The following is a 24,285-nucleotide window of genomic DNA, read 5'->3' as shown; positions in this document are numbered from 1 at the left end:
CTATCTTCTTACATCTATATGGTTGAGGTAACCCTATGATGAAGATAGGCACACAATCTGCGAAGCCCTTGCAAAAAAGAGTATTCAGGCCTATAACACTCTTAAATACACCTATCTCTTCTTTCATTTTTCAGACAAAGGAGTGCATTTCATGCGCTTTTTGAGAACACTCACAGTGCTTGCAAGCCTGGCAACCGCATTCATTGCAACAAGTGCTGCCGCCAATATCGGCAACAACGGCATCTACAACTGGCGCCTTCATTCCAATCACCAATTGATTCGGCAAGAAGGGTATCGCACGTTCAGAAGCTCCACAGACGGCAAACGCTACGAAACAGCGCATATTGTTTGGGAGCGTCCCAATGGGTCTCGCTACAAGCGTTACACATGGTGCCAACTAGACCAACCCCGCCGCTGTTCGGCCAAAAATACCGTGGTAGAGCTTCGCGGCGCAACATCTGTACCTGAGCCCACGCCATACACTGGCAACGGCACCGTGGCCCGCAAGCCCATCAATACAGATGACCGCTATATCAGCCAACGCAATTATAGGATTCGCGGAAACCGTGAGTCTGCGTGGGTCAAGTTTGCCCGTCGCAATGGCAACCTCTATGAGGTGCGCACCAGCTGCCGGATCAATACCACCAACTGCAGCAATGGTGAAGTTCGTGAACTTGGCTATGACCGTCGCTACGATCGCAGACAGCGAGGTGGCAACTATGGGCGTTGGAATAATCTGACAGACAAGCAGAAAGAATGCGTTGCAGGCGCAGGTATCATTGGCGCTATTGATGACAGCGTTTTTGAAAGTGATGCTTTCAAGTTCATCTTGCTTCTCTGCCTGATTGGCAACAAATAAAGCCTGTCAGGAATCGAAAATGCATTAAGCTCCTCTAACGAGGGGCTTTTTGCATACATAACACACACCGTGAGTTTTTCATTACTCTCTACCCCCATAAATATATATGGAAAGATTGTCATGCCGTCAGGGGATGCTACACTTTCAGAGTATTCAATTAAATAAGGTCGAAAACGAAGCATGGAAGCTGTTTTCAGGAATCGTCTCAAACGTGTTGAAAGAACTGAAACTATTCAAGTTGAGTTCAAACATGGCTTTGATGCACCTGTTCGTACATGGTTTGAAGAATGTAATAAAAATCCATTCGGGTGGATTATGCAGTTTGAATGCAAAAGCGACGCCCTTTTAAAAGAATTTAAAGAAGATATTTTCCGCCGTGGTATTGGCTACATTGAAAAGCGTGCCGACGACAGCGTTAAACAAATTTCATTTTCTGATATAACAAGAATGGCTGATGCCCTCGAAGTAAAAAGCGCAGAAAGGTAAACGCGTCAATGAGTACAACTCTCGACCAGGTCCTCCAAAAACAAAATCTGGGCCTGATGACCATTAATGAGCATAAGAAGCTCAGCGATATTATCGACAAACTTCTGGACACGAAGCGTAAGGCTATTCTTGTAACTGAAAACAACGGCGACCTAGTTGGCATGGTCAGCGAAAGCGACATTGTAAAAGCCGTAGGTAAGTTTGGTAAAGAAGCTGCCGAAATCTCCATTCATGAAATTATGACAGAGAGTTTGATTGTTGCCCCGCCTTTAACGGACGCACAAGAAGCTCTTCTTCTGATGTCTAAAAATAAAATTCGTCACCTACCTGTTGTAACGGAACACGGCCATATGCTTGGCGTTGTTGGCGTTGTAGAACTCATTAGTTCTGTCATGGGCGAATAATTAATTTTCATTCCTCCCTTGTAATTGTATTCAACATAGCCTATACACAGAGTCAGTAGAGTTTTTTCAGGCTCCTATTTTAGGAAAATGATCTCAGGGTAAAGGTAATCCAAAAGATCAAGAATAGACTCATCAATTAAAGATCCGCAGGAAAATACCTCTCCTGCAAAGAAAGTACTAAGATAATGTCTACAACTGGCACAGTAAAATGGTTTAACACAACTAAAGGCTACGGCTTCATTCAACCTGAAGACGGCGGCAACGATGTGTTTGTGCACATTACAGCTCTAGAAAAAGCTGGCCTGAAAACTCTAGAAGATGGTCAAAAAGTATCATTTGAACTTGAAGAGAGTCGCGGCAAAACTTCTGCGACAAACCTACAGGTAAACTAATTCGTTTCCCTTTGTGAAAAGGCGGGAGCAAGTGCCCCCGCCTTCTTCAACAAAAAATAATTCCAGTCGGCAATAGATGCCACTGATGCCACCGCTTGCGTCTTAATAAAAATCGTTTTCGCTCTCGGTCGCATACCCCAAAACTGAGACATGCCGCAGGGAGACATCCTGCCGCACATGAAAGAAAATTGATATGACGCAAACATTCGCCCAACTTGGGCTTTCTGAAGATTTGACTCATGCCCTAACAAAACTGGGTTTTGAATCTCCAACTCCAATTCAAGAAAAAACAATTCCTTTCGCGATGCAAGGTCGCGATATCCTTGGTTCTGCCCAAACAGGTACGGGTAAAACAGGTGCTTTCGGTATTCCGATGGTGAACCACCTCCTTGAAAACGAAGAAGACACAGCTATTGTTGTGACACCAACACGTGAACTTGCCGCGCAGGTACAAGACAACATTAAAGGCTTCCTCCCTCACCGCTCTGGCATTAACACATGCCTACTTATTGGTGGTGACTCTATGCACAAACAGCTGAAAAGCCTTTCATTCCGTCCACGTATTATTGTTGGTACACCAGGCCGTATTAACGACCACCTGAACCGTCGCAGCCTCAAGCTTAACAACTGCCACTTCCTGGTTCTTGATGAAACAGACCGCATGCTCGACATGGGCTTCAGCATTCAGATTGAAGAAATTGTGAGCCACATGCCAGCCGAGCGCCAAACGCTTCTATTTAGTGCAACACTTCCAAAGAACATCATGTCTCTTGCGAAGAACTACCTCAACAACCCTGAGCGTATTGCCATTGGCGCAACAACAAAGCCTGCTGAAAACATTGATCACCAAACAAAACGCGTGACTGATGCTGAGAAGTACGACGACCTGCTTGGTGAACTCTCAGGCCGTGAAGGCTCAATCATCATGTTCGTAAAGACAAAGTACGGCACTGAGCGCATGGCTGATAAGCTGAAGAAAGAAGGCTTTAAAGCAGCTGCAATCCACGGTGACCTTCGTCACAACAAACGTGAGCGCGTAACAGATGCATTCAGAAAAGAGAAATACCAAATCCTTGTGGCAACAGACGTTGCGGCACGTGGTCTTGATATTCCTCACATTCAGCACGTGATTAACTATGACCTTCCACAATGCCCAGAAGATTACATCCACCGTATTGGCCGTACAGCACGTGCCGGTGCTACGGGTCACGCTCTGGCGTACATTACCAAGAAAGAAAACGGCAAGTGGAAAGCAATTGAACGCCTTGTATGGGGTGGTGAAACATCTAACGCACCAACATCTAAGCCTCGCAAAGAGCGTACATTCCAAGATCGTAAGGCAAAATCACACCGCAAAGGCGGCTACGGCGCTAAAGATGGTAACCGTGATTCATACGGCGATAAGAAGCGTAGCTTCGGCGATAGAGATGACAGACGTTCATTCAAAAAAGACGGCGAGCGTAAGAGCTTCCGTAAAGATGGTGAGCGTTCATTTGAAAAGCGCGACTTTGGCGACAAGCGTGAGTTTGGTAACAAGCGCGACTTCGGTGATAAGAAGCGTAGCTTTGGTGACCGCGATGGCAACCGCTCTTACGGTGACAAGAAGCGCAGCTTTGGTGACCGTGATGGCAACCGTTCATACGGTGACAAGAAGCGTAGCTTTGGCGAACGCGATGGCAACCGTTCATTCGGCGACAAGAAGCGCAGCTTTGGTGACCGTGATGGCAACCGTTCATTCGGCGACAAGAAGCGCAGCTTTGGCGACCGCGATGGTAACCGCTCTTTCGGCGATAAGAAGCGCAGCTTTGGCGACCGCGATGGTAACCGCTCTTACGGCGACAAGAAGCGCAGCTTCGGCGACCGCGATGGTAACCGTTCTTTCGGAGAAGATCGCAGTGAGTCTCGCGCACCAGCTAAAATGCACGACAAGCAGAAGAAGCGCATGACGCAAACAGACTCAACACGTAAAAAGAGCCCATTCAAAAAGGATGATGGCGCACGCACTTACGGTACACGCGGACGCGGTACACCAGCTGGTAAGCGCATGAGCGGTGGCTTCAATAAGCGTGATGGCGATGATCGTTCATCTGCTGGCAACAAGCCATTTAAGGGCAAAGGCGGTAGCTTTAAAGGTAGCAAAGGCGCTGGCTCAAACGCAGCTTTCAAAAAAGCACGTTTTAAAGGCGGCACAGGTGCCAAAGGCCCAACTGCTGTGTTTAACTAACGGTTCCTAAACCCCAGAAAAAGCCACGCCAATTGCGTGGCTTTTTTATATGTTGGAGATCAAGCCTGCACCTTGGCGCTTCCTAGACTCTCTTTTTCTCTCTTTGCTTTACGCTCTCGCTTTTTTCATTCGTTTCACTACTTCAAAAAGACGATAGCCCGCAAAGTACAGTCTTGGTTTAAAGCATTTATAGTAAAAATAATCCTCTGTCTTATTTTTAACTGCTTCAAACCGCTCAAAACCTCTTAAGGTTTTGGCTCGGCTATTCGCCTCACACTCTATCAGGCCAATATCTCTGTTATCTCCTAGTACTTCGCGAGCTGAAAAAGCGAGCCGTAGCGTTCAGACGCTACGGCGGTGCACAAGAGCTATTTTAGGGATGTAAGCAGACCTAAAATACTTAAAAACTTGCGCACCAAGACTTACTTCACGGGGTCCACCATTTTACAAATTTTAAATTTGAAAAATGGTGGAATGAAAGTGAAGAGTAAAAAAACAACACATCTTGAATAAACACCTCACCATCACCATAATTTATTCACTAGAACTATCTTTAACTTCACTTTAGACACAGGAGGCCGCTATGGCTCTCATGAAACTTTGGTCTGGCTACGGCCAAACTCAGCGCGCTCTGGATGAACTTCTGGAGGAAGCCAAACAGGCTGTTACGCAGTTGCCGGAGAACACCGCAACCTTCACCTACTACGGTGTTGAAGTGTTCTATAACGCCATGAGCGTTCCGGATAATACCAAACGCCAAATCATGGCCGCACTGCGCCGGCTGTCGATGCCCACTGTGGTGCCAACCCCGTCTCCCCTCTCCAATGCTATCTGCGCACAAATTGCAGATGACATGCAAGAGAATGAAGACACCCGTCGGGCGCGCTTGCTTGCTGAACAGAAACGCGTTGATGCCGCCATGGCCGCACACCTCGACAAGTACGAGAACCTGATCAGCCGCAACGACCACACCATTCCCTTCATGTTCGCCGACTGGGTTGCTGATGCCATGGTGCATCTGGCCAACCCCATGATGTCGTACATGATGCGTCAGCGCTTCAACTTCGTGATGACGGCTTACAGCCGTTACACACAACAGTTGAGCTCTGATGATGAGTGCATCTACAACGCCAAAGATCGCAAGCCTCACGTCCAAGCACGCCTGGAAGCTTGCCATCTGGTGCACGATGCCGTCCGTTCCAACTCAGAGAACCGCACGACCTATGGAGACCACGTCTTCGGGCCGCTGCTGGAATATCTGCGCAAAGAACACTTCGACAGCATGCACGCTCAGGCGGCGTAAGCGATATAAAAAGAAAGCCACCCTTCGGGGTGGCTTTCGCATGTTCTGTACTTAGTCTCTGTAAGAGAGCCAGTTCCACACGCTCTTTTCTAGGTATGGGTATGGGTTATAGAAGAGCTCTGTGCCAGGTTCAATATCCACACTTCTAAAGTCCATAAGGAAAGGGTTCACAACGAGGCTATTATCTGAACCTAGAGCAAGTTTAGCAAAGCTGGCATCTGTTGGCGCAATGCGGCTTACACGTGCACGCCCTGCACTCTTAAGAATCTCAAGATCTGGTAGATCTGAAATGGTTCTTACAAAGCCACCAGATAGCGAGCGACCCGCACGGTTAATTTGCGTTGTTTCATATCCAGTAGATGTGGCTTGAATAATGGTTTCATACGGTAGAATAAAGCCGTTAAACAAGTGTGGGCCTGCACCAAACTGCGTAAACTGAATCTCTTTTAGAGCATCCAAGCCGCCAATACTATTCACTTCACCGGTTTGGTCACTGTTTTCTGCTTGGAGTGCAAAGCTGTTTGCAAACAATTGACCTGTGACGCTCCCTGTTACATTAAACATCACATCCCCAGCGCTGAGAATATCACCATTAATATTCACACCAAGAATATCTACGTTACCAGTACTGTTAAAGTTAGAGCCAAGGCTTGTTGTTGCACGGCCAGCTTGCTGGTCAAGCGCTGCAAGGGTCACATCGGCACCAAATGTAAGGTTGCCTGTATCTGTAATTGTCAGCGTATTCAGGGCAGAACTATTCCCCACATTACCTGCAAAGCTAATGTCACCTGCTGAACTTTCTACAGTTAGATCTTGTGCCCCATTAACGGTATCGTTAAAGGTAATACCATTAGCTCCTACAACAGTACTTGCACCCGCAAGCGTTAGGGCGTTGTTAAATATGACCGTATCTAGAGAGTCCACACGTGCACCAAGGTTGGTATTCAGGCCAAAGCTGAGAGCATTCGCTGTGTAGATATCACCGGTAAGCTGTGTGTTTGCTCCATTTAAAGTAAGGCTTGTAAGGCGTGTACCGCCCCCAATTGTTGCGCCCTGATTTAAAAGCCCACCTGTTGTAACCGTTAGGTTTTGGGCACCATTAAGAGTGCCGCCAAGCGTTACAATACCGCCGCCCGTACTTTGGAAGACTGTATCAGCAGCAAGCGTACCTGTACCTGATAGATTTAATGCGCCGCCAGCGTTAAGGTCATCGTTATATGTTGTAATACCAGAAACTGTAATGCCGCCCGTTGTTGTCACTTCTTGTAGGTCGGCATTGGCTGTGCCCACATTCAAAGATGTCAGTGCTGCACCGCCACCAAAGTCACCTGTCGTAATCAAATCACCAGATGTCGAATTTAGCACAAGCGCTTGCCCACCATCAACCGTGCCGCCAAAGTCAATATCTCCAGTATTGGTTGTGATGTTGGTATCCGCACCCAACGTAACATTATTTACAAAGCGCACATTACCTGCACCCGTGGCAGCAAGGTCGCCATTGGTTGTGGTTGCACCCGTATAGTTTTGATGCCAAACCGTTGTCACATCATCCAGCTGAATAGTAGAACCTGTTGCTGTGAGGCTGGTTAGAGCTGTACCACCACCAGCTGCACCACTGAGGTCAATATTACCAGCGCCAGCGTTTAAAATAAGTCCTTCCGTACCATCAAAGGTTCCAGAATGCGTAATATCACCACCGCCAGTTTGAATCGTACTTACCCCTGCGCCGCTTAGCGTAAAGTTAATGGCACTGTTAAAGGCTTGGCCATTTGTATCAATTGTGGCGTTATCGAGGTCACCACTTGCAAAATTATTGAGACTTAAGCCCCCCGCTCCACTGCTAATGGTGCCAGAGAGGTTGAGAATATCATCATTATCCGACCCACCAGTTAGCGTAATGCCATCAGCAGTCAGATCAGACGTTGTAAGAGCCACAGCTGCGCTATCGTTATTGCTGTCAGCTGTCAGGGCAATGTTACCTGCACCGGCATTAATTACATCGGCTGTAAGGGCTGCTGTTGCGCTGAGTGTTACGTCACCGCCGTTACTTGTAATATTATTCACATCAATCACGGCACCCGTCATGGTGATATCACCACCTTGGGTCACAATGGCGTCTGAGGCGTCCATACTAATGGTACCCACACCGTCTGCATCATTATCAGCAATCAGTGTAAAGCTGCCTGTGCCGTCCATGGCAAGGTCTAGGCTATCATCAGCAATATCATCAATGGTGATGTTATCTTCAGCCTGAAGGGTAATGTTTGCGCCAGCAAGCTGTGCCTCTAGGTTCTCAAGTGAAATTGTGTAATCTGTGCCTGGTGAATCTAGCGTTGCACCCCACTGAAGCGCAAGATACTGAGACACTTCCTGCATTTCAGCATCTGTTGCGGCTGTGTTGTACTGAATTACTTCACCTATCTGACCAAGGAAGTTACAGCAAGCGCCAAGGCTCCCTGAAGCGTCACGGGTATCTCCGTTACGACCGAGGTCAATACCACCACTATGGGCATTTTGGCCATTGGTGTTGTTATATGTTTGGAACTTATCGCCGTTTACCCATGCACTCATGGTGTTGTTATCTAGGTTTAAACCTGCCACGTAAGTGGTATTTGGTGTAACTGCAGTTGTTGCGTAGTTGTTCCAGCTACCGCTACTGTTACGCCAACCCGCGACAACAAGTTGCCCTGCCTCAATATACATACCATAACCGTTAGAGCCACCACCCTGCTCATACAGGTACTGCTGGCTTGTTACGTCTGCGCCTGTTCTAAAGGCAATGAGGATAATACGGTCGGTACTTCCTGAGGTGTTGATAGATGCATTGTTGGCCATGTCATAACCATCTGCGCCATCAAAATCGAGCGCATCACGACCGTTAAGGCCTGCTGCTACAAGTTCAGCTTGAAGAGCTGCAGAGCCTTGCGTGGCGTTATTAGAACCACCCACGCCTGGAATCAGGTCATTAATCTGAGTCACATTGCTACCCGTTGTGTTCACACCACCAACGGCGCTTGGGTCAAACCAATACACACCACCTGCCAGATCAGTTGGTGTAAATGGATCAGATGAAATTGTAATATTTTCAGGGTCAAGAAGCAGTGAACCAATATCACCATTTTCAGCAGTTACATCCACTGCACCACGGTAGGCAAGTTGCCCCTTACCACTGGTTTCAACAAAACCACCATCACCGCCATCAGAACCACCAGTCGCGACAATATCGCCTGCAAAGTGTGTGGTGCCATCAGCCCAAAGAATCACTTTACCACCATCACCCATACGGATAGCACTGGCATCAATCTCTGCGCCTGCAGTCATATATGTAGTTGTAGCTGTTTTAAGCGTACCTTTACCTTGGTAGTCTCCACCCACATGGACTTGACCACCGCCAAGTTCACCAGAAACATCAATATCAGTATTTTCAAGTAGAGAAACTAGGTCACCCAGTACATCTACGCGACCACCAATTTGCTCAGCTTCACGCTGCGCTATGACTGAACCATTCAGGCGTACAATAGAGTTTTCGCCCCCTTCAATCACCACATGGTCTGCACTTACAAAACCGTTTACACGCACAACACCTTTAAGGAGGGCGTCTACATCTGCTGCGGTTAGCTCTACATAACCACCGCGAATGACGCCGTTATTCACAAGATTTGCAACATCGCTTGATGGTTCAAACTGAATCAACCCATCACCATAAAGATCAATGGTTCCTTTAGAACCTGCACCAATACCCACTTTACCAAAGCGCGCAATAATGGTTCCGTTGTTCACCACTTGTGGGGCAACAAGCAAGGCAAAGCCGCCATCTTTAATCGAGATATCACCATTGTTCACAATGGCAGAACCTTCAGAAGCCTCTTGTAAATTCAAAAAGTTATTTAGGAAATCTTCATCTGAAACATTAGAAGTTGTAACCAGGAGGCCTGCCGCATCTACGCGAGAGCCAGCCCCAAAGATCACCCCGTTCGGGTTTACAAGATAAAGCTGTCCATTACTGCTGAGTGCGCCTTGGATATCAGAAACATTATGACCGATTACACGGTTTAATGTTTTTGCCTGAGCTGAAGGCACTTGGAACTGAACACTCTCACCTGCACCAATGGAAAAGTCTTGCCAGTTAATGATCCCTTTATGGGTACCTTGCTGGATAAGTGTACTTGCTGCATCTGGCTGAGAAATAATGATATTGCCACTTTGAACTGCCGCGCCAGTTGGGCCAGCATAAGAAAGTACCGGTGAAAATGTCAGCACAGCAGAAAGCAGACCACGGATATAACGGGCCGTTAGACTCTTACTTTCCCTCAACATTTTCAGCATGTTAATGTTTTACTTTCCTTAAGTTCTTATAAGCGGTTTTATTAATGTTTCCGCCTGTCAGTTGTTTATAATTGTCCTTTTAGGCGCATTAACACCACAGGTGCTTTTGCATCTTCGCTATCATTGCCACGCGAACCAACCAAAGGCTTGGCAAACTCAATCTTACCGCTAAGCTTATCTGTAAAGTTCATACTTGCACCAAGACCCGCACTTGAAGCAAAGCTTCTATCATCACCAGTACCGCCATTTTCTTCCCAGACCATACCCGCATCATAGAAACCGTACATACTAATATCTTTCAGGCACTTACGGCACATTGGCAAGTCATACGAAAGCTGTAGTGTACCGCCAATACCATGGTCACCCGTAAGCTCTGCTGGGTCAAATCCACGCCCCTGAGACGCGCCACCAAAGCTAAACTCTTCACTCGCTAGAAGTGGGTTAAAGGCATACTGACCGCGTACAGTGGCGAGAAGGTTGGTAAACTTACCAAGTCGTTGCAGACGCGAAAGCTGAGCAGCAACCTTTGTGTAGTCCTGCTGGCCATCTGCACGTGACGTTGTTGATCTATCGTCACCACCAAGAATATCTAGGCCTTTACTCAATTCCACATCAATAAGGTTGATTCCTTTGTACTCATCAGCAAAGTCATATGTTGCACCAAGGCGCACACTACGCGTGGTATCTTTACTAAAGCGGTCACCAAGTGTTTTCACCTCACTGCTACGCGCATCAGCTGTGGCACGAACCTTTAGGTTTTTACTACGGCTACGGATTACAGGATGTTCTACCGTTACGCCAATTACATCAGATGCACTTTCAAACTCAAGGTCAGCAAGCGTGCTGCCCGGCTCAGAGCGTGCAATACTGTATGTCCCTTCTACAGTGGTTCCTTTATCGCCAATTTGGCGTTTGTGCTTAATTTCACCAAACTTCATCTCTTTCATATCAGCAGATGTACTAAAGCCTAGAGAGGTTTCACTACGGGCCTCATCGTCATGGGCAATACTCAGCGCACCCGTCACTTGAATTGGGCCCACAAACTTGGTTCCGAAGTTATCAATGGCTAGGCTTGCTGTTTTCTCTTTGCTCTCAATGTAAATATTGAGGTCAGATAGAGACACGAGTGCTTCTGTCACTTGCTGTGTATTGCTTTGCAAGCGGTTACGGTCTGAAGCTTCAACAGCTTTCTTTACAAGAATCTTACGTTGGTTATCAGGAATACCCATACCTTGCAGGATGAGAGATAGGTCTGTCGCTTGAACTTGCTTCACATTAGCAGCCTGTACAGCGCCAACAATATCCACATAGTTACCAATTTGGTTTTCAGTAAGCCCCATCGCTTTGAGCGTTTGACGAAGCTTATAGCTTTGCTGCGTTGTATCTACACCCGTTTCAAAACGCTGTGTCACATCTTTTGCAGGGCTAAGTACCGCCTTTGCGCTCAGACCCGGTAGGTCATTCATAAGAAGCGTTGAGCGCTCAAGTTGCTTAATGTTAAGAGGCACTGACTTTTTAATTTCTTCTGCATACTTCTGGATCAAGCGTCCCTCTTCTGGGAGATCACCCACAAAGTGAATATCTTGAATGCTGCCTTCCACCGCTTGTAGAACAACGTGGCCAGATGTAATTTCCTGCGCTGGCACCACCACACGCGACAAAATGTACCCTTCAGATTGGTACAAGCGTGTCAGTGTGTCGGCTAGGCCTTTAAGTTTAGACAAGGTTTGCCAGTCTCCTTCCATCGCAGCAAGGTATGGACGAAGTGCCCGCTCATCAAATACAGTACTTCCCTTCACCTCAATGGTTTTTACCTCAAACTCAGGCTCAGACGGCACAGCTTTTTGAATTTTGGCGATACCAAGACCGCTACTGATATCCTCTGTCTCTACGTCAGGAAGTTTTTCATCTTTTGTATCAGCCTTTTGTGGCTCGCTGTCAGACTTTTCCTGTGCCTTTGGTTGTGTGGCTATAGGCTCAGGTTTATCTGGAAGCGTGCTTCTCTCAAGGTCTGCATCAGGTGTTTTGACAGGCTCTAAGCTCTTTAGAATGCTTTCTGTACGAGCGCTATCTGGGAAATTTTGTGCGTAAAGGCTTTCAGAATGCAAGAAAACCGCCGTTAAAACAGCGCTTAGGACGATATTTCTTGTTCTTTTTATAGCCATCACGTGATTTTACATACAAGCACTGTGCCAAAATGACATATATAGAACCATTTTTGTTCACATACATAAGATTGTAGAATAAGAGGGAGAAAATGCTATATGCAGAGGTATTTAACAAGCCGTTTGGCTATGTGTTTGATTTTAGGCCTTTCTATTACGGGTTGTAGAGGAGTACTTCCTCAACAAAGCACACATACCGATAGCATTTGGGAAAGCTATGAAGCGGCAAAAGCCGCGTATGACCTTATTGAAGTGGATAAAACTTCAAAAGCTGATTTCTTAAATTTTGATATTGATTTAGATAATCTTCCCAATATAGAGATTCTCAATTATGTAGACGTGATTAACCGCATGAGCCCTCTATTCCAGAGCAAACTACCAAAAGGTGTTAAAAAATGCCTCGATGCAGAGCTGAAATGTGTTGGTTACGTTGTTGATGTGAGTGATATTCAACGTGATCGATACGGTAATATTGTTGTCGATTTCCTCGCATTTAGGCGTAATACAGAGATTTCAGGCTGGAAAGCCTCAAGTACACTGCTCTTTGTAGATGACATCGTTGTCTATAAAAGCTGGAGCGGAACGCCATCTATTAAGGCGTACGAGAAAAAAGTGAAACCGCTTGGCCCTATGCAAAATGTAGGTGGATTGATTCCAGGCACTTAAGCCCTAAAGATTAACGAATAAGCCCCCTGGCGTTCTGGAAAGGACCCAGTGGGTTTGTACGTTTACGGTACTCTTCAATTTCAGGCGTACCATCCCAACTCTTATGCACAACAATATCGCCAACCATCACAAACATCGCTTCCATTTTCCACCCTGTTGTACGGGTTTTACGTTGGAAATTCATAAGGTCAAACGCTGGGTTACCGTAACGTCTCTTATTGATATCGTTGACAGAAACCACATAAGCTTGGCAATGGTCTTGTGCTTTAAAACACTGTTGAACCCCGTACGGCAGGTTACCACGTAGTAACGGACTTAAACGGTTTGCCACTTGCAAATAGTTCAACACATGGACGTTTGCTGCACGCCCAGGCGCAAAACCAAACATTTCAAGATCATCACGACTGGTATAACCAAGAACTACACGATCAAATGTATCGCGTGCATGGTTATAGTTACCAAAGTTGTTACGGGTTTGAATAGTTTCTTGTGGCAGGAGAAAACAGCCAGAAAGGAGAGCAGATGCTCCCAGTAATAGACTAAGCTGTTTCAGACTCTTCCCCATTGGCTTTATTGTAAGCGACAAGGGCAAGTTCTGCAAACATCTCAGGCCATAGACGTGCCATAAATGACTCAAATCCTTTAGGTCCCATACGGGTCCCCTCAAAGTATGGCGCCTTCACTGTGTGAGAAAAGCCACAATATTGGGTGAGCAGCTTATCAAGAGAGCGATATGTGAAATAATGGATGTGTCCTTCATCATGCAAGCTTACAGGCTTGCCGTCATATGTTGTGAGGCCTTCATCACGGCTTGCCGTTGCTGGGAAATATCCTCCCATCAGGCGAATACGCTTCACCCAGCGGGCCACGTTAGGCGTAAGAACGTACATAAAGCCGTCCTCACTCAGGTGATTACGCAGGCGGCTCATCGCACTGATTGGGTCAATCAGATGCTCAATAAGGGCTACAACAAGGATGCAGTCAAACTTTTCATCTTCTTTAAATGGCCAATTATCCCCTTCTACGTCCAGTACAGCCGTTGTAAAGCGCTCATCACCAATGGCTTGCTTCGCGGCTTCAATACGTGGAGAAGAGAGATCTGAAAGCGTGTAACTCTCAAACTCTAAACCTGTTTTAAGAAGGCTTGAGGCAACGATACCGCTACCTGCACCCACTTCTAGAATTTTACCGCCTTTAAAGTGCTTGTGGATAGCATCCACTGTAGCTTCAAAACGGTTATGTGGGTTTTTAACCAAATCAAAGGTCGGGATTGTGTAATCCCGACCTGCTTCATTTTCATATTTCTTTTCGTAAAAATCGACGAGTTTTGGAGTTGCCATTGTGTATCCCTCGTCTTTTAAAGAAAATTACTGATCAACTGGGTTCAGTGGAGCTGCTTCAGCGCCTTCTAGTAGGCCACCGATTGCGTCCTTCGCATCAGTGGCAGCGTCTGTTACTGCTGCTGGAATAGTTGGCGTCATTGACTTCTCTTCCATAGCAGCTTCTTCAGCGACCATTGCGTCAACAACACTGCTTTCAGCGCCTTTACCGCTGCTTTGTGTTGCAAGAACAAGGCAAATACCCATAAACGCTACACCAAGCCATGTTGTTACGCGTGTCAGAGTGTCACCAACAGCTTTACCGCTCATAAGCGCGCCGCCACCTTCACCACCAAGGGCACCCATACCACCGTCGCTACGTTGTAGGAGAATTACAATCACAAGAAAAGCTGCAATAATAACTTGAGCTAGCATAAGAATATCGTAAAGCATGATGTTCTCTAAATCCTTTTATTCTGCCGTTTTAGGCTAATTTTTTATCTCTTATCTATATAAGTCGGTTTGTTTTTTAACGCATTTTCTCAGCAATGCCAAGAAAACTTTCTGATTTCAATGCTGCGCCACCCACAAGGAAGCCGTTTAGATTTGGCACCGCCATCAGCTCTTCAGTGTTTTCAGGCTTAACTGAACCACCATATAGAATACGTACGCCAGAGCCCATTTCACCATATTTGCTAATAAGGTAATTGCGGATAGACAGCATAACTGGCGCAATATCATGCGGTGTTGCTGCGTGCCCGCTGCCAATGGCCCATACAGGTTCATAAGCGACAACCAAATCATCTGCACTGCGAATAAACACACCACGCAAGCTTTCTGCAAGTTCATGCAGAATGTAATCTTCTGTTTTACCGCCTTCTTTGATAGAGAGCGGCTCACCAATACACACAACAGGTTTGACACCAGCCATAAGAGACGCACGAGCTTTGGTTGCCACATCAATGCTGCTCTCTCCAAACATTTCACGGCGCTCACTATGGCCAACAATGGCGTAAGAGACTTTAAAGTCGCGTAGCATCGGTAGAGAGGTTTCCCCCGTGTAAGCCCCCTCTTTCTCGGCATGAATGTTTTGCACACCAAGAGCAAGGCTTGTGCCCATGTTCATTGAAATTTCATCTGAGACTGTGCCAAGACCAACAAACGGTGGAGCCACCATCATATCTAAGGTATCAAAATCAAGCGTTGTTTCTGCAATATCTCTTGTCAGCTGGCGCCAAAAGCCAACGTTTCCGTTCATCTTCCAGTTTCCAGCGAGCAGAGGTCTCACAAAATCTTGCACGTTTTTGCACCTTTTTTATTGTTTGGCGTTGTATTTTTTTATAAACGTTGGCATCATGCCACGGCTTTTCATAAGAAGCTACTGAAACAAGATAAAAAATTAGGGTACATACTCATGCTAGAAGCTCTACGCAATAGTTCAAATTCAAATTTCTTTAAAGCCTTCCTTATTATTCTGGCTCTTAGCTTTGTGGCTTGGGGTGCAAGTGACTTTTTCACAGGCGCAAACAACACAACAGCTGTTGAAGTGAATGGTGAAGGCATTTCTGTTTACGACGTAAACCGCCAGTTTAGAGATCGCGTACAGGCGCTTGAAAAACAATACCGTCGTAAGCTTGAGCCACAGCTTATTAGCGCTGCTGGCATTGATAGACAAGTTCTAGAGAGCCTGATTACAGATACCCTCATTACAGGTGCTGCGAGCGACCTTGACCTGCGTGTTTCAAACCAACAGCTGCACAACAGCATTGTAAACACAGGCGCATTTAACGGCGAAAACGGTGAGTTTGACGCAACTGTGTATAAAAACCTGGTTCGTGCGCAAGGCTACACAACTGAAAGCTTTGAAGCGCAAATCCGTAAAGACCTCACCAAGTCTCTTATGAGTGGTGCGTTTCTAAACCTACCTGTTTCAGAGCAGACAGCTGCACAGCTGGCTAAAACAGGCCTAGAAAGCCTAGACCTCAGCGTATTTTACATCAACACAGCTGATATTAAAGACGTAGACGTGCCAACTGAAGATGCTCAACGTGAGTACTACAACAAGTACACAGCTTCATTTGTTGTACCTGAAATGCGTAGCGCTGATGTGATCACTCTTTCTTACGACATGCTTGCTGAAGGTATAGACATCCCTGAAGAAGAGCTTGTGGCTTACTACGAAGCCAACAAAACAGACTTTACAACTGAAGAAGAGCGTAAAGCACGTCATATTCTTGTATCTGACTACGTTGAAGCTGAAAAGCTATACCAACAACTTAAAGATGGCTCTGACTTTGCTGAACTTGCAACTGAATTCAGTAATGACCCAATTAGTAAAGCTAAAGGCGGTGACCTAGGTTTCTTCAAACGTGATGACATGGTTGCTGAATTTGCTGATGCAGCCTTCTCTCTAGAAACAGGCATGGTATCTGAGCCAGTTGAAACACCATTTGGTTTCCACCTTATTGAAGTGACAGAAGTGAAAGCGCCGGCTATCCCTGCCCTTGCAGACGTACGTGAAGAGATCATTGCGATGATGTCTGAAGATAAAGCTGCAAACGCGTTTGACAATGCACTGAACGAAATTGATGCCATGGTTCTTGAAGGCCAAAGTGTTGCCGCTATTGCAGAAGCCCTTAACCTTGAAGTGACTAAAGTTGATAGCATTACTCAAGCAGAGCGTGAACTTGCTGCTGTGGTACGTGATGAAATCTTCAACCTCAATAATGGCGATGTATCTGACCCTATTACAGATGAGAGCGTTCTACATGTTGTGCATGTAACAGCTGTAACGCCAAGCCGTACAAAATCTTTTGAAGAGTCTCAAATTGATATTATTGATACCCTTCAGGATGAAGCACGTACAGAAAAGCTACTGCGTACAACAAACAAAGCATTGAGCGACCTTAAAGCAGGTAAGACATTTGCTCAGGTTGAGCGTGAACTAAACCTGACAAAGCCTCTTGATACTGTGATGGGTGTAACGCGCAGCCGTACAAATGCACCTCAGTGGGTGAACGCGGCAGCTCTACTTAAGCTGTTTAGCCTCGATGCAAATGAGTTTTACGCAACCCCTGTTGCAACGCCTACAGGCTACGCTCTGCTTAAGCTAAACGCTAAAAATACGCCAAACCCAACGGCCTCTCAAGTTGAAGCCATGCAACAGCAGCTATCTGCAAGCTTGCGTCAAGACCTTGAATTCCAGTATATTGTTAAAAAGCGCGCTGAAGCGAGTGTGAAGCCAAACGGCAACCTACTCCGCCAGGTGTTTGGTCCAGACTTCCGTCTGAACGCGCTATAACACTGGATTTAAAGAATAAAAACAAGGAGCCACCGCATATGAAACGTACATTCACTTTACTGACTGTTCTGGTGCTGGCTCCTTTTGTTTCTTTTGCTGAGTCTTACACGCTTCAATATCAAAAGAGCAACCACTGGGTGGCACAGGATGATGCAAAGTCTCTGCGTGCATTCCTAAAGGCTGCAAAAGAGCAAAAAGCAGATTACTTTATGGTTGCCCTTCCTGATGATACTGATCGTAATACATCTATTGAGCGCCTGATCGTGCTACGCGACATCCTTGAGGGCAAACTCAAGACAAACATCGTCCTTGAAGAAGAGCTTAAAGATGCACCGACAAACAGTCTTGTTGTCAGTATCAAGAAGTAACGCTTCTCTCTTTCTTTTTCTACTCTATATAAAAAATATTGACCCTTTGTGCAGGTATGCATAAGCTATTGTTAATAATTAACAACTACATATGGTGGCCACTATGTTTTTCAAGGGTAAAATACTTAAATCCATTGCAATCTTTCTCTCTCTTTGCACAATCATTTTAGCTGCCAATGTATGGGCACAAACAAGTGCGGGTGAAGCACTTTCAAGGCAAGTTCTCTCCCTTAAAAACATGATGGAAAGCATGTCTACTGGCATGAGCTCTAGAATTAGCACTCTAGAAACACAGCTCTCAACAGCACAAACGGATATTTCAGACCTCCAGACAGTTATTAATAGGCAAACGTTCTGCCATAACAGATCAACAACAAGCCTGTATTGGCCAAACCATCCAGATGCTGATAGCAATAACTGTGTAACACATACAGATATTGAAGGCCCAACAGGTGGTGGCACCTACACGCCTCCTACATGCCCAAGCGACCAAGTTTGGGTGGGGTGGAGATGTGCCTGCCGCTGTAATACAAACCTAACGCCTAATAGTATGGAAAATTGTGCAGCAGTTTGCCGCGGCTCATGCTTTACGGCTGAAACAAAAGTACTTATGGCGGATGGTAGTGACCTTGAAATTCATAAAGTTAAAATTGGTGATAAGCTGATGGGCCGTGACGGTGCAATTAACACCGTGCTAGACCTTGACCGCCCTCTTCTGCGCAAAGGTAAAAACCAGCACCTTATTGAGATTAACGGTGAAACTGCCTTTACAACAGATAACCACCCTCTTATGACAACAGACGGCTGGAAGGCCCTTAACCCAGATATGGCTGAGAAAGAAGCTTACGACCAACTTTCTGGTAACATTGGTCAGCTTGAAATTGGCCAAACACTCATTATGGCACAAGGCAAGCGTCAGCTTATTGAATCCATCATGATTGTCCCACAGGAAGAAGAAGACCGCCGCCTCTACAACCTTATGCTAGATGGTGACCACACTTACTATGCAAACGGTATTCTTGTCCACGGCTCTATTCCAGACAAAAAAGGAAAATACCCACTCTCTAAAGAGCATAATGGTGAACCTCAATAAAACAACTTAAACGTGATAAGGCCTAGATTTTTCTAGGTCTTTTTCATTTTTTAATTTGACCACCCCCATACACAGGCGTAGCATCAACCGGTAAAAGTAAAGGATAAAGATTATGAATTTGAAAAAATCTTGCCTCATTTTTACGGCAATTCTCACAACAGCATCCCTCATCGTTATTTCTAACTCTGATGCACAGACACGTACAAGTGAAGGTATCAGCAGACAGCTTACATCTCTTAAAAATATGATGGAAGCATTTGCAAATGATATGAGACCCCGCATGACAAACGTTGAAAACAGTGTAACAAATCTTGAAACACGAGAGAACCAACGAACAGCATGTATCAATACATCTGGTGATCCAAGCATTCACTGGCCAACACACCCAGATGCAGATGGACGAGGCTGCGTTTCCCACGATGATATGACAGGCAGCTCTGGAACAGTGTCTGGCTGTACAAGCAGACCTGTGCAATGGACTGGTGCCTATGGTAATCCAACATGTACAAGTACTGCATGGGGTGCCAATGAAGGTGATACTGCAACAGTTACCCACCCACGCCCACGTTGTGGTAACCATATTTCAGGCTCTGCTACAGTAACTTGTCGTAATGGTGACTTTGTTATTTCTAATCCAGTTTGTTCTTACTCATCAGATCCATGTAAATAAAGCGAGCCGTTCGAGTTACAAAAAAGCGGCGCTCTTGCGCCGCTTTCTTTTATAGAGTCCTTATCGACAGTCACCTGTTCGACGACTCCGTACCTGCCTGCAAGAGCCAGAGACCTTCTTGAACGATCCATTTGTACACCTGAAGCTTGCGCTACCTGTTGTATCTATAATGTTCTCACACTCTCGTGTTCGGTTAGGGTCTGTTACACTTGAAGTTAAACCATGTGGCGTATTCGAAACAGTTCCTCGACATGTAACACCATTACTAGTCCAACTCACAGACTTGCCTGCACAAGGCTTAGGAGGCTCAGGGTTAACAGTTTCTTTACAGTTCTTAGATGTACGTTTGAACACACCGTTGTCACAAATAAAGTTTGCTGCACCAGTAATACGTTTTCCACCAGGTTTTGTATTGTTGTTATCAAATGTTACACGACGTGTTGAATCATGATCAGCTGCAACAATTCTACCACGACATGTGACTGTACCAGCATTGTTCTTCCAGCTCACATCTTTTGCTGCACATCTCTTCTTCGGTGTTGGTGTTGTGCCACCACTACACTGAGTTGCGTTATAAACGTTTCTCAGCTCACAAGAGGCGTTCTTTGTAGAAATTTGACCATTGTTACAAGCCACACGAACTTGACCAACATACTGCTGTCTATTTGTACATACATCACCAGCAACTTGATCTCTCAGAACGACAGCACCCCCATCAGGTAGAGATTGTACATAAGCACTACATCCCCCTCCCCATGACATGTTTCTACCGTTACACGCACTTGGTGTTGGTGCTGTACTACCTCCACCACCTGTTGGCTCGCGCTCTTCGAGTGCTCGAATACGGCGACCATGGCCAGATAGAGATGAATCATGCGAGCTCAACCGTGTTTCATGTGTTGCAACGGTTGCAAGTACGCTTGCAACATCAGCTTCCACTGTATCCATACGTGTTTCTACCGCATCCATTTCATTTTCAACGGTCTGCACACGTGTGCGGATGTTATCAGCAAAATTTTCAATCATACTTTTAACAGACATTAACTGCCTTGCAATACCTTCACCAGAGCGCGTGCTCTGCGCACCAGCTACGCCTGTTAGTAAAACTAAACAGGATAAAATCATTACTATCGGAAAAGCTCTCATTTTAAACCCCTTTTATAAATCACATTTTATTTATATATATAACCACAACTTTAAATAAACATATCCCTGACAAATAGGTGAGTAAAAATTGCAATACATTGATACTTCAAGAAAAATAAATATATCCCCTGTTGCAAAAAGGAGGGCATGTGCCCTCCTTTTCTGCTTTCATTTATTCAATTATCGACAGTCGCTACCCCAGCTGCCCCAGGTTCTACATGTTGCAGTACCTTGTCTTCTGAGAGTACCATTATCACATAGCCAAGTCGATGATCCACCTGTGAAGTCTCGACGGTCACAACCAGTTCTAGGGTCTGTTGCTGTAGCGGTTGTACCATGTGGCACAGAACCAATTGATCCAGAACAGGTTGAAGTTAGACCATTATACGTTTCTGACCATGTCCTTGTTGTACCTTGACAGTTTGCATAGCTATCGCCACCACTGCCAGATTCACATAGATTTTCATTGTAGAAATCTGTTCGCTGACAAGCTTGCCCGTTACGCGTTACCACACCATCATTACAACTATACACAGCATAGCCAACATATTGATATCTATTTGTACAAATATCACCTTGAACGGTGTCTCTAACCGTTATACTTGTGCCATGAGGAATGGGCCCCTGCGTACCTCGGCAATTTCCACTGCCCCATGTCACATTACGTTGTGCACAGTTTCTGTAAACTTGCACACCTGTTTCCCCATTTTCTAGGGCTGTAATACGGTTATCGTGTGAATTAATACTCGAGTTTAGGCCACCAATCTGAGTGTCTATACCATCCATACGACCGTCCATGGTATCCATTCTAGTATTTGCAGCATCTACTCTGCTATCCACTGTATTAATTTCACTATCCACACGAGCGATTTCACCATCTATATGGCTACGGAAACTCTCAAGCATTGATTTTACAGATTGAAGTTGGCGTGAAAGTCCTTCACCTGCACGTGTTTGAGAAACGGCTGCCACACTGACAAACAGTGCGCAACACATACATACAATTGCAAATAACCTCATAAAAAATTACCTCATAAACGTTTACATCTATTTATGTAGTATACTATAAATATAAAACTTACAGGTATCTCACTCTAAAATAAATGTTTTCAAATTGAATAGAGGTGCAAAAACATCTCATGCTTTTATTCATTTACCTTTTGCTTAAAGAGCACCTCATCTCTCAACGCATGTCTGACCATATAAATCACATTTAAAGAAACCATCAAAGCGCTCATCAACATAATAGAAGTTACTCCCTCTATGTAAAAAGATGTAAACCATAGTATATTTCCTAAAGAAGACAAGGTTCTAAATAGGTAAAAATGGTCTCTACCTAGGCGAGATAGAGCATCTATACACATAGCACTTACAACAATATACTCACTTACACTAGACGCAAAATACACCCCAACACATACAGTAAAAGTTGCATAACCTTTTACATAAGCAGTCCAATTTTTCTTCTTAACATTTAAAATAAAGACAGTAAGAGCTGTTAGCCCAATAGGTCCCATAACTGCAACATACATTTCTGAAACAATACATTGTGCAATAAAGAAGAGATTCGCGATAATAAAGCAAATAAAGCTATGGCGTGGCTTATGAAATAATAATGCGACTACATAAAGGATAAGTGATATATAGCCTAAAGTTTCTCCCATTACAGGAACCTCCCTTACAACCTTAAAGGTTTATGAGTCCCCCACAAAAATAAAGACACCCCGTTTCTGACGGGGTGCCTTTATTTTCGTTTTCAAATCAATTCTCAGGCGGCCAGTCTTCGACATCCATACCACGAGACTTATCCTGTACCGTGGGCGACAAGTGCCCCAGTGGAACAATGGCTGGTGTCGGCGCTTCGCCAGCTTTGAAGTATTCCTGATATTCCAGCGTGACTTGCGCCAAGTCTGTGCCTTCAGGCATATAGAACCGATCACAATCGTCATGAGCAATCAGAGGGGAACGCTCAAAGCCAAGGTGCTGCAAGCGATCTGCAAACATTTTGTTGGCAGGGTGCTTGGGCACTTCAAAGAAGAAGTCTTCACCGTTTTTAAGAACTTTCTCATGACAAACGCCTGAAACTTTGATAGTTTCCATGCTTTCCAAAGAAAGGCTTATCAAATGACGTCCCCAGTTTGCGGTATTGATTTCGGCACATCCAATTCAACAGCAGGCCTATTCACAGGCGGCACAGCAACACTTTGTAACTTGGAAGGCGATGAAAACACTATTCCGAGTGCCATTTTTATTGATGATGACAGCACAAGAAGCTTTGGTCGATCAGCTGTAAAAGCCTACACACGCGGGGATGATGGACGCTTTATGCGCGCTCTTAAAAGTATTCTAGGGACAGACCTTGCCCGTGAAAGCACACGTATTGGAAACCGCCAAGTTGCCTTTACAGATATTCTTGGGAGCTTTATTGCCGACATTAAAAAGCATGTAGACACCACCGCAGGTGAAGAGCTCACGCGTGCAACTATTGGTCGACCGGTCTTCTTTATTGATGGGGACGCTAAGGCTGACGCTGAGGCGCAAAACATGCTGGAAGAGATTGTAAAAAGCACAGGCTTTAAAGATGTAACCTTCCTGCCTGAGCCTCTGGCCGCTGCTTATACTTACGAAGATACGCTCAAGAAAGAAGAACTCGCTCTGATTATTGACCTTGGCGGTGGTACGTCTGACTTTACAGTGATTCGCCTGTCACCAGAGCATAAACACAAAGAGAACCGCTCAGAAGACATTCTTTCTAACCACGGTGTACATATTGGTGGTACAGACTTTGATAAAGCTCTCAGCCTGATGTGTGCAATGCCTGAGCTTGGTCATAAAGGCCTTATGCGTGCACCGTTTTCTGATAAAGATATTGAAATTGCGCCATGGCTGTTCTTTACGCTGGCGACATGGCCAAAAATTCACACGCTGTATAACCAAAAGACAGTACGCCTTGTTGAAGACACACTCAACCATGCATTAGACCCTGACAAGCTTGAACGCTATTTGAACGTTCTTGAGGATGAAAGCGGCCACACGCTGGCCATGAAGGTTGAAGAAACCAAGATTGCCCTGTCTGCATCTGATGAGAATATTCTTGATATGAACTTTGTTGAAAAAGGCCTAAGTGTTCCTGTAACAAACAACAATCACCTTCGCCCGAGCTTGTCTGATTCGTGTGACTCATTGCAGCGTACAGTACAGGAAACTCTTGATGATGCAGGCGTGACAGCCGAACAAATTTCAAGCGTATTCCTCACTGGTGGCTCAACAAAACTCCCAATGATTCGTGCAGCCCTGCTTGAGCCTTTTCCACATGCACATGTGGTAACAGGTGATGCGTTTGGGAGTGTCGGTGTTGGCCTCACACTGCATGCGGGTAGATATTTTAGATAGTTATTCTTCTTCACTCTCACCCTATCATTTTTCAAATGTAAAATTTGTAAAATGATAGCCCCCGTGAAGGTTATCTTGAAAATGCCCATGCTGTTGAATGCTTCACGCTTTCCAAGAGCTTGCATTGGACTTTATGTTTGAAAAATAAAAGATGGAAAGCAAGCAAAGAA

Annotated in this window: 22 protein-coding genes; 12 read left to right on the top strand and 10 right to left on the bottom strand. The window is 45.4% G+C overall.

All coding sequences use genetic code 11. The features are described from left to right. Window positions 1–151: 151 nt before the first annotated feature. The 6 genes from VX730_08215 (at window position 152) to VX730_08190 (ending at window position 5,668) form a co-directional block, all read left to right on the top strand. Window positions 152–859, top strand: a complete 708-nt coding sequence (locus VX730_08215) for a hypothetical protein (protein MEC9292370.1) — start codon at window positions 152–154, stop codon at window positions 857–859. A gap of 180 nt (window positions 860–1,039) precedes the next feature. After that, window positions 1,040–1,345: a hypothetical protein gene (locus VX730_08210; protein MEC9292369.1), complete on the top strand. Its 306-nt coding sequence runs from the start codon at window positions 1,040–1,042 to the stop codon at window positions 1,343–1,345. 8 nt (window positions 1,346–1,353) lie between these two features. Next, window positions 1,354–1,749, top strand: coding sequence for a CBS domain-containing protein (locus tag VX730_08205; GenBank protein ID MEC9292368.1), 396 nt, complete (start codon window positions 1,354–1,356; stop codon window positions 1,747–1,749). A 185-nt stretch (window positions 1,750–1,934) separates the two neighbouring features. Continuing rightward, complete coding sequence (locus tag VX730_08200; GenBank protein MEC9292367.1) at window positions 1,935–2,141, top strand: cold-shock protein; 207 nt, start codon at window positions 1,935–1,937, stop codon at window positions 2,139–2,141. 193 nt (window positions 2,142–2,334) lie between these two features. Next, window positions 2,335–4,365 carry a DEAD/DEAH box helicase gene (locus tag VX730_08195; protein MEC9292366.1) on the top strand — a complete coding sequence of 677 codons (2,031 nt, stop codon included), beginning with the start codon at window positions 2,335–2,337 and terminating at the stop codon, window positions 4,363–4,365. A 583-nt stretch (window positions 4,366–4,948) separates the two neighbouring features. Further along, complete coding sequence (locus VX730_08190; GenBank protein MEC9292365.1) at window positions 4,949–5,668, top strand: hypothetical protein; 720 nt, start codon at window positions 4,949–4,951, stop codon at window positions 5,666–5,668. Between the two features lie 51 nt (window positions 5,669–5,719). Here the strand turns inward: VX730_08190 and VX730_08185 are convergent, their stop codons facing one another. Beyond that, the gene (locus VX730_08185) at window positions 5,720–9,994 is read right to left on the bottom strand and encodes a filamentous hemagglutinin N-terminal domain-containing protein (GenBank protein ID MEC9292364.1); all 4,275 of its coding nucleotides are present in this window, start codon (window positions 9,992–9,994) and stop codon (window positions 5,720–5,722) included. Window positions 9,995–10,059: 65 nt separating this feature from the next. Beyond that, window positions 10,060–12,159, bottom strand: a complete 2,100-nt coding sequence (locus tag VX730_08180; GenBank protein ID MEC9292363.1) for a ShlB/FhaC/HecB family hemolysin secretion/activation protein — start codon at window positions 12,157–12,159, stop codon at window positions 10,060–10,062. Window positions 12,160–12,258: 99 nt separating this feature from the next. On the opposite strand from VX730_08180, the gene VX730_08175 reads away from it, so the two are divergent. Beyond that, complete coding sequence (locus tag VX730_08175) at window positions 12,259–12,825, top strand: hypothetical protein (GenBank protein MEC9292362.1); 567 nt, start codon at window positions 12,259–12,261, stop codon at window positions 12,823–12,825. A gap of 10 nt (window positions 12,826–12,835) precedes the next feature. On the opposite strand, the gene VX730_08170 is transcribed toward VX730_08175, so the two are convergent. From VX730_08170 to tpiA, 4 genes are all read right to left on the bottom strand, one after another. Beyond that, complete coding sequence (locus tag VX730_08170) at window positions 12,836–13,390, bottom strand: hypothetical protein (protein MEC9292361.1); 555 nt, start codon at window positions 13,388–13,390, stop codon at window positions 12,836–12,838. Continuing rightward, a complete protein-coding gene (locus VX730_08165) occupies window positions 13,365–14,165 on the bottom strand; it encodes a class I SAM-dependent methyltransferase (GenBank protein ID MEC9292360.1) in 801 nt (266 codons plus the stop codon). Before VX730_08165 ends, VX730_08170 begins: the two co-directional genes overlap by 26 nt. A gap of 27 nt (window positions 14,166–14,192) precedes the next feature. Continuing rightward, window positions 14,193–14,597 (bottom strand): preprotein translocase subunit SecG, encoded by a 405-nt coding sequence (gene secG, locus VX730_08160; GenBank protein MEC9292359.1) that lies wholly within the window; start codon window positions 14,595–14,597, stop codon window positions 14,193–14,195. Between the two features lie 76 nt (window positions 14,598–14,673). Continuing rightward, window positions 14,674–15,444, bottom strand: coding sequence for a triose-phosphate isomerase (gene tpiA / locus VX730_08155; protein MEC9292358.1), 771 nt, complete (start codon window positions 15,442–15,444; stop codon window positions 14,674–14,676). Between the two features lie 114 nt (window positions 15,445–15,558). Between tpiA and VX730_08150 the strand changes: the two genes are divergently transcribed. The 4 genes from VX730_08150 (at window position 15,559) to VX730_08135 (ending at window position 19,576) form a co-directional block, all read left to right on the top strand. Continuing rightward, complete coding sequence (locus VX730_08150; GenBank protein ID MEC9292357.1) at window positions 15,559–17,445, top strand: peptidyl-prolyl cis-trans isomerase; 1,887 nt, start codon at window positions 15,559–15,561, stop codon at window positions 17,443–17,445. Window positions 17,446–17,483: 38 nt separating this feature from the next. Next, on the top strand, window positions 17,484–17,813 hold the full coding sequence (locus tag VX730_08145; GenBank protein MEC9292356.1) for a hypothetical protein: 330 nt from the start codon (window positions 17,484–17,486) through the stop codon (window positions 17,811–17,813). A 103-nt stretch (window positions 17,814–17,916) separates the two neighbouring features. After that, the gene (locus tag VX730_08140) at window positions 17,917–18,906 is read left to right on the top strand and encodes a Hint domain-containing protein (protein ID MEC9292355.1); all 990 of its coding nucleotides are present in this window, start codon (window positions 17,917–17,919) and stop codon (window positions 18,904–18,906) included. 112 nt (window positions 18,907–19,018) lie between these two features. Next, window positions 19,019–19,576, top strand: coding sequence for a hypothetical protein (locus VX730_08135; GenBank protein ID MEC9292354.1), 558 nt, complete (start codon window positions 19,019–19,021; stop codon window positions 19,574–19,576). 60 nt (window positions 19,577–19,636) lie between these two features. Here VX730_08135 and VX730_08130 read toward each other — a convergent pair whose 3' ends face one another. The 4 genes from VX730_08130 to VX730_08115 form a co-directional block, all read right to left on the bottom strand. Then, window positions 19,637–20,617 carry a hypothetical protein gene (locus VX730_08130; protein ID MEC9292353.1) on the bottom strand — a complete coding sequence of 327 codons (981 nt, stop codon included), beginning with the start codon at window positions 20,615–20,617 and terminating at the stop codon, window positions 19,637–19,639. A gap of 285 nt (window positions 20,618–20,902) precedes the next feature. Further along, complete coding sequence (locus VX730_08125) at window positions 20,903–21,742, bottom strand: hypothetical protein (protein MEC9292352.1); 840 nt, start codon at window positions 21,740–21,742, stop codon at window positions 20,903–20,905. A gap of 125 nt (window positions 21,743–21,867) precedes the next feature. Then, the gene (locus VX730_08120) at window positions 21,868–22,386 is read right to left on the bottom strand and encodes a hypothetical protein (GenBank protein ID MEC9292351.1); all 519 of its coding nucleotides are present in this window, start codon (window positions 22,384–22,386) and stop codon (window positions 21,868–21,870) included. Between the two features lie 97 nt (window positions 22,387–22,483). After that, window positions 22,484–22,822 carry a hypothetical protein gene (locus tag VX730_08115; GenBank protein ID MEC9292350.1) on the bottom strand — a complete coding sequence of 113 codons (339 nt, stop codon included), beginning with the start codon at window positions 22,820–22,822 and terminating at the stop codon, window positions 22,484–22,486. A 24-nt stretch (window positions 22,823–22,846) separates the two neighbouring features. On the opposite strand from VX730_08115, the gene VX730_08110 reads away from it, so the two are divergent. Beyond that, on the top strand, window positions 22,847–24,115 hold the full coding sequence (locus tag VX730_08110; GenBank protein MEC9292349.1) for an Hsp70 family protein: 1,269 nt from the start codon (window positions 22,847–22,849) through the stop codon (window positions 24,113–24,115). Window positions 24,116–24,285: the final 170 nt, after the last annotated feature.

The sequence above is a fragment of the Pseudomonadota bacterium genome, from assembly GCA_036141575.1.
Lineage (GTDB): Bacteria > Pseudomonadota > Alphaproteobacteria > UBA2136 > JAPKEQ01 > JAPKEQ01.
The sequence above is the reverse complement of the archived record's forward strand: the minus strand, read 5'-3'. Positions and strand labels throughout refer to the sequence as shown.

Excerpts from the sequence above, each read along its gene's own strand:
- VX730_08215 (MEC9292370.1), top strand. The coding sequence starts at position 152 with ATGCGCTTTTTGAGAACACTCACAGTGCTTGCAAGCCTGGCAACCGCA.
- VX730_08210 (MEC9292369.1), top strand. The coding sequence starts at position 1,040 with ATGGAAGCTGTTTTCAGGAATCGTCTCAAACGTGTTGAAAGAACTGAA.
- VX730_08205 (MEC9292368.1), top strand. The coding sequence starts at position 1,354 with ATGAGTACAACTCTCGACCAGGTCCTCCAAAAACAAAATCTGGGCCTG.
- VX730_08200 (MEC9292367.1), top strand. The coding sequence starts at position 1,935 with ATGTCTACAACTGGCACAGTAAAATGGTTTAACACAACTAAAGGCTAC.
- VX730_08195 (MEC9292366.1), top strand. The coding sequence starts at position 2,335 with ATGACGCAAACATTCGCCCAACTTGGGCTTTCTGAAGATTTGACTCAT.
- VX730_08190 (MEC9292365.1), top strand. The coding sequence starts at position 4,949 with ATGGCTCTCATGAAACTTTGGTCTGGCTACGGCCAAACTCAGCGCGCT.
- VX730_08185 (MEC9292364.1), bottom strand. The coding sequence starts at position 9,994 with ATGCTGAAAATGTTGAGGGAAAGTAAGAGTCTAACGGCCCGTTATATC.
- VX730_08180 (MEC9292363.1), bottom strand. The coding sequence starts at position 12,159 with ATGGCTATAAAAAGAACAAGAAATATCGTCCTAAGCGCTGTTTTAACG.
- VX730_08175 (MEC9292362.1), top strand. The coding sequence starts at position 12,259 with ATGCAGAGGTATTTAACAAGCCGTTTGGCTATGTGTTTGATTTTAGGC.
- VX730_08170 (MEC9292361.1), bottom strand. The coding sequence starts at position 13,390 with ATGGGGAAGAGTCTGAAACAGCTTAGTCTATTACTGGGAGCATCTGCT.
- VX730_08165 (MEC9292360.1), bottom strand. The coding sequence starts at position 14,165 with ATGGCAACTCCAAAACTCGTCGATTTTTACGAAAAGAAATATGAAAAT.
- secG (MEC9292359.1), bottom strand. The coding sequence starts at position 14,597 with ATGCTTTACGATATTCTTATGCTAGCTCAAGTTATTATTGCAGCTTTT.
- VX730_08150 (MEC9292357.1), top strand. The coding sequence starts at position 15,559 with ATGCTAGAAGCTCTACGCAATAGTTCAAATTCAAATTTCTTTAAAGCC.
- VX730_08145 (MEC9292356.1), top strand. The coding sequence starts at position 17,484 with ATGAAACGTACATTCACTTTACTGACTGTTCTGGTGCTGGCTCCTTTT.
- VX730_08140 (MEC9292355.1), top strand. The coding sequence starts at position 17,917 with ATGTTTTTCAAGGGTAAAATACTTAAATCCATTGCAATCTTTCTCTCT.
- VX730_08135 (MEC9292354.1), top strand. The coding sequence starts at position 19,019 with ATGAATTTGAAAAAATCTTGCCTCATTTTTACGGCAATTCTCACAACA.
- VX730_08130 (MEC9292353.1), bottom strand. The coding sequence starts at position 20,617 with ATGTCTGTTAAAAGTATGATTGAAAATTTTGCTGATAACATCCGCACA.
- VX730_08125 (MEC9292352.1), bottom strand. The coding sequence starts at position 21,742 with ATGAGGTTATTTGCAATTGTATGTATGTGTTGCGCACTGTTTGTCAGT.
- VX730_08120 (MEC9292351.1), bottom strand. The coding sequence starts at position 22,386 with ATGGGAGAAACTTTAGGCTATATATCACTTATCCTTTATGTAGTCGCA.
- VX730_08115 (MEC9292350.1), bottom strand. The coding sequence starts at position 22,822 with ATGGAAACTATCAAAGTTTCAGGCGTTTGTCATGAGAAAGTTCTTAAA.
- VX730_08110 (MEC9292349.1), top strand. The coding sequence starts at position 22,847 with ATGACGTCCCCAGTTTGCGGTATTGATTTCGGCACATCCAATTCAACA.